4 protein-coding genes are annotated in these 4,815 nt (G+C 69.4%); 2 read left to right on the top strand and 2 right to left on the bottom strand.

The annotated features are described in order from the left end of the window. On the top strand, nucleotides 1–2,132 hold a 2,132-nt coding region (locus GA0115259_RS31235; RefSeq protein WP_093603223.1), incomplete at its 5' end, for an MMPL family transporter. A 125-nt stretch (nucleotides 2,133–2,257) separates the two neighbouring features. Here GA0115259_RS31235 and GA0115259_RS31230 read toward each other — a convergent pair. Both GA0115259_RS31230 and GA0115259_RS31225 read right to left on the bottom strand, forming a co-directional pair. Then, nucleotides 2,258–2,455, bottom strand: a complete 198-nt coding sequence (locus GA0115259_RS31230) for a helix-turn-helix transcriptional regulator (RefSeq protein WP_066942495.1) — start codon at nucleotides 2,453–2,455, stop codon at nucleotides 2,258–2,260. A gap of 247 nt (nucleotides 2,456–2,702) precedes the next feature. Continuing rightward, nucleotides 2,703–3,614 (bottom strand): sugar phosphate isomerase/epimerase family protein, encoded by a 912-nt coding sequence (locus tag GA0115259_RS31225; RefSeq protein ID WP_093603221.1) that lies wholly within the window; start codon nucleotides 3,612–3,614, stop codon nucleotides 2,703–2,705. A gap of 154 nt (nucleotides 3,615–3,768) precedes the next feature. On the opposite strand from GA0115259_RS31225, the gene iolC reads away from it, so the two are divergent. Beyond that, nucleotides 3,769–4,815: 5-dehydro-2-deoxygluconokinase (iolC, locus tag GA0115259_RS31220; protein WP_107469301.1), on the top strand; the 1,047-nt coding region annotated here is incomplete at its 3' end.

Raw genomic sequence — 4,815 nt, 5'->3', positions numbered from 1 at the left:
TCTTCGCGGGGAGCGGAGTCGCCGACCGGATGGGCAGTGGAGGCTGGGAGGACCCGGACGCCGAGTCGACCTATGCGACCAAGGCGCTGGAGCGGGAGTTTCCCGCCTCCGAGCCGAATCTCCTGCTGCTTGTCGACAGCGGGAGCCGGAGCGTGGACGATCCCGCCGTGGTCGCCGAGGCCGAGCGCCTCACCGACCGGCTGGCGGCCGAGGAAGGTATCACCGGGGTCGGCTCCTACTGGCGGACCAAGGCGCCCGCGCTGCGCGCCGAGGACGGGCGGGAAGCGCTGATCGCGGCCCGGATCGAGGGTGACGAGAAGACGGCCGCCGCGGTGCTGGACCGGATAGCGCCCCAATTCCGCGGCGAGCGGGGATCGTTGGAGGTCTCGGTCGGCGGGCCGGTCGCCGTCCGGCACGAGATGCAGACCATCATCCAGGAGGATCTGCTGCGGGCCGAGCTGATCGCCCTGCCGGTGACGCTGGTGCTGCTGGTGATGGTGTTCGGCAGCGCGGTCGCCGCTCTGCTGCCGCTGGGGCTCGGCATTGTCGCCATCCTGGGGACGAACGCGGTGCTGCGCGGCATCACCGAGCTCACCGATGTCTCGGTCTTCGCGCAGAATCTCACCACGGCTCTCGGGCTCGGACTGGCCATCGACTACGCGTTGTTCATCGTGCGCCGGTTCCGCGAGGAGCTGGCCGAAGGGGCCGAGGTCCGTGCCGCGGTGGGCACCACACTGCGCACCGCCGGGCGCACGGTGCTGTTCTCGGCGCTGACCGTGGCGGTGTCGCTGGCCGCGATGCTGGTCTTCCCGCAGTACTTCCTGCGTTCCTTCGCCTATGCCGGGATCGCGGTGGTGGTACTGGCCGCGGCGGCGGCGCTGATACTGCTGCCGGCCGCGCTGATGCTGCTGGGCCACCGGGTCAACGCCCTGGACCTGCGGCGGCTGGTGCGGCGTCGCGGACGTACGCCCGCGCGGGCGCAGGGAGCCGGATGGGCGTGGACGGCGGCGCTGGTGATGCGCCGGGCGCCGGTCTTCGCGGTCGCCACGGCGGCCGGGCTCGTGCTGCTCGGACTGCCCTTCCTGGGAGCCAAGTTCGGCACGGCCGACCACCGTCAGCTTCCGTCGGGCGCCGAGTCCCGAGTGGTCCAGGAGAAGATACGGGACGGCTTCCCGGGCAGCCCCAGCGGCGGCCTGGAGATTCTTACCGAGGGCGCCTCCACACCCGCCGAGTTCGCCGACTACCGCAGCCGGATCGCCGCCCTCCCGGAGGTGGCGAGGGTCGACGGTCCCGTCATGGCCGGCGAGCACGGGTACTTCACGGTCCTGCCGAAGGGCGAGGCGGTGGGCGAGGAATCTCAGCAGCTTGTCCGGGAGATCCGTGCCGAACAGGCTCCGTTCGACACCTCGGTGACCGGTGCCGCGGCTGTGCTGGTCGACTCCAAGGACGCGATCGCGGACCGGCTGCCCTGGGCGGCGGGCATCATCGTCGTGGTGACGCTGTTGCTGGTCTTCCTGCTCACCGGCAGTGTGCTGATACCGATTCAGGCGGTCGTGCTCAACGCGCTGAGTCTGACGGCGATGTTCGGCGCGGTGGTCTGGGTCTTCCAGGACGGCCATCTGTCCGGACTGCTCGCCTTCACCTCCACCGGAGACATAGAGACGACTCTGCCGGTGCTGATGTTCTGTGTCGCCTTCGGGCTCTCCATGGACTACGGAGTCTTTCTGCTCTCCCGGATCAAGGAGGAGTACGACAGCAGCGGGAACCATGAGCAGGCGGTGGCTTTCGGACTCCGGCGCACAGGAGGGCTGATCACCGCGGCGGCGGTGATTCTCGCGCTGGTCATGGTGGCCATCGGTACCTCACGGGTGACCAATACGAAGATGCTGGGGCTCGGGATCGCGCTCGCGGTGATCATGGACGCGATGGTGGTACGCAGTCTGCTGGTTCCCGCGGTGATGAAGCTGACGGGGAAGGCGACCTGGTGGGCACCGGGACCGCTGCGCCGCTTCCATACCCGGTTCGGCCTGAGCGAGGGCGAGTCCATACCGGTGGCCGAGGCGGGCCCGAAGCCTTCTGTCAAGGGCGAGGACCGCGACCAGAACCGGGACCGGGACACGGCGGGCGTCTGAGCATCGGTCACGACGGGGGAACGGGGGAGTGAGCGGGGAAGCGCAGGGGGGAGGTCCCGTACCGACAATCGGTACGGGACCTCCCCGCCAGGCCCCTTCTCAACTCACGGTGTGCGCCGCTGCGGTCAGCCTCTGCTGCCTCTGTTGCCGGGGCGATTGGCCACCCAGGCACGGACGGTGTCCGCGTACCAGTAGGGCTTGCCGTTCTCCACATGGTCGGGCGGCGGAAGCAGTCCATGCTTGCGATAGGAGCGGACGGTGTCCGGTTGTACCCGGATATGCGCCGCGATCTCCTTGTAGGACCAGAGCCTTCTGTCCGTCATCTGTGGCACCTCCCTGCGCCCGCCGCAGGAAGGTCTGTCGACCGTCGGGGGAGCTGCGGCTGAGGCGCTGGCGATCACCCAGCCTGTGCCCAGTGAGCGACACAGAGTGATGGAGAAAGCGGAATTGTCGCTTCCCTGTGACGGAAGACCCGCGTAATGGAGATATGCGTGACGTTAATGGGATCTCTGTGACAGATATGACACATGCGACACATGTGTGTCCGGCACGGGCCCGGGACGGTGGTGGTCAGGCGCCGCAGCTTCGCAGGAAGCGGCGTGTGCGGGTGGCGATCGGGAACGGCTTGTCGGGCGGACACGGATACATGTCCTGCTCGACGATGGCGAAGAGATCGACATCCAGCCGCTGTGCCGCCGCCAGGACCGGCTCCAGCGCGGGCACGCCGCCCGGTGGTTCGCACATCACGCCGCGCCCGACGGCCGGCCCGAACGGCACCTCGTTCGCCACGACTTCGGCGAGGATCTCCGGATCCACCTGTTTGAGATGGAGATAGCCGATCCGCTCGCCGTAGGTCTCGATCAGCTTGACGCTGTCGCCGCCGCAGTAGGCGTAGTGCCCGGTGTCCAGACAGAGGGAGACCAGTTCGGGATCGGTGGCGTCGAGGAAACGGCTGACGTTCTCCTCGCTGTCGACATGGGTGTCGGCGTGCGGATGGACGACGATGCGCAGTCCGTACCGCTCACGGACCTCTCGGCCCAGGCGCTCGGTCTGAGTGGTCAGATCGCGCCACTGTGCGGCGGTGAGGGTGCGGTCCTCCAGCACCTCGCCGGTCTTGTCGTCGCGCCAGAAGGAGGGAATGACGACCAGATGGTCCGCACCCATCGCCTGGGTGAGCGCGGCGATGTCCGCGACATGCGCCCAGGTCTGCTCCCAGACGGCGGGCCCGTGGTGCAGCCCGGTGAAGACGGTCCCGGCGGAGACCTTCAGTCCGCGCCGGGCGGTCTCCTCGGCCAGCCGGGCGGGATCGGTCGGGAGATAGCCGTAAGGGCCGAGTTCGATCCACTCGTAGCCCGCCTCGGCGACCTCGTCGAGGAAGCGCCGCCAGGGGACCTGCCATGGATCATCGGGAAACCACACGCCCCAGGAGTCGGGGGCCGACCCGACCCGGATGCGGTTCAGCGTGGGCACGGAGGAGGTCATACCGGTCAGCTTTCCGGCCGCGCCGAAAGAGTGTCAAGGCTTCGTCCGAATGTAAGGACAAAACGTTGACAGGTCCCGGGTGGAGCATTACACCTGGGGTGGGCCGCAGACGCCCGCAGACCCGGTCATGGCCGCCGAACCGAAGGGACCGCGTATGACCGCGCCGTACGACGTGATCACCATGGGCCGGATCGGTGTCGACCTCTATCCGCTGCGGACCGGGGTCCCGCTGGCCCAGGTGGAGACCTTCGGGAAGTTCCTCGGCGGCTCCGCGACCAATGTCGCGGTCGCCTCGGCCCGTCTCGGCCGGCGTGCCGCCGTCATCACCCGCACCGGACGGGACGCCTTCGGGGACTATCTCCACCAGGCGCTGAGGGAGTTCGAGGTCGACGACCGCTGGGTGACGGCGGTCGACCGCTATCCGACCCCGGTCACCTTCTGCGAGGTCTTTCCGCCGGACGACTTCCCGCTCTACTTCTACCGGCTGCCCAAGGCGCCCGATCTGGAGATCCACCCGCATGAACTGGATCTGGACGCGATCGGCGCGGCCAGGATCTTCTGGATGACCGGCACCGGACTGTGCGCGGAGCCCAGCCGTACGGCGACGCTCACCGCGCTGGAGTCACGCGCCGGATCCGGGATCACCGTCTTCGACCTCGACTGGCGGCCGATGTTCTGGCCGACGGACGCCGAAGGCCGGGCCGGGGGCACAGTACCGGCCGATCCAGCAGAGTCGGCCGGCCCGCGTGAGCTGTACACCAGGGCCCTGCGGTCAGCCACGGTCGCCGTCGGCAATCTGGACGAGTGCGAGGTGGCCGTCGGGGAGCGCGATCCGGAGGCCGCCGCACGGGCGCTGCTCGCGGCCGGGCCCGAGCTGGCCGTCGTCAAACAGGGACCCAAGGGCGTGCTCGCCGTCCATCGCGACGGCACCCGGGCCGAGGTGCCGCCCGTCCCGGTGGAGGTCGTCAACGGCCTCGGCGCCGGGGACGCGTTCGGCGGCGCCCTCTGCCATGGACTGCTCGCGGGCTGGGAGTTGGAGCGCGTCATGAGGTACGCCAATGCGGCGGGCGCCATCGTCGCGGCGCGGCTCGCCTGTTCGTCCGCGATGCCGTACGAGCGTGAGGTCGCCCAGGTGCTCGCGGGCGGCCCGGTCCCGGCGCAGGATCCGGCCGCGGCTCCGCCGCCGGACAGCGGGCCGCCC

Origin of the sequence: Streptomyces sp. MnatMP-M17 (assembly GCF_900091995.1) — a bacterium.
Lineage (GTDB): Bacteria > Actinomycetota > Actinomycetes > Streptomycetales > Streptomycetaceae > Streptomyces.
Note: the sequence above shows the minus strand (reverse complement) of the source record. Positions and strands in the feature narration are given on the sequence as shown.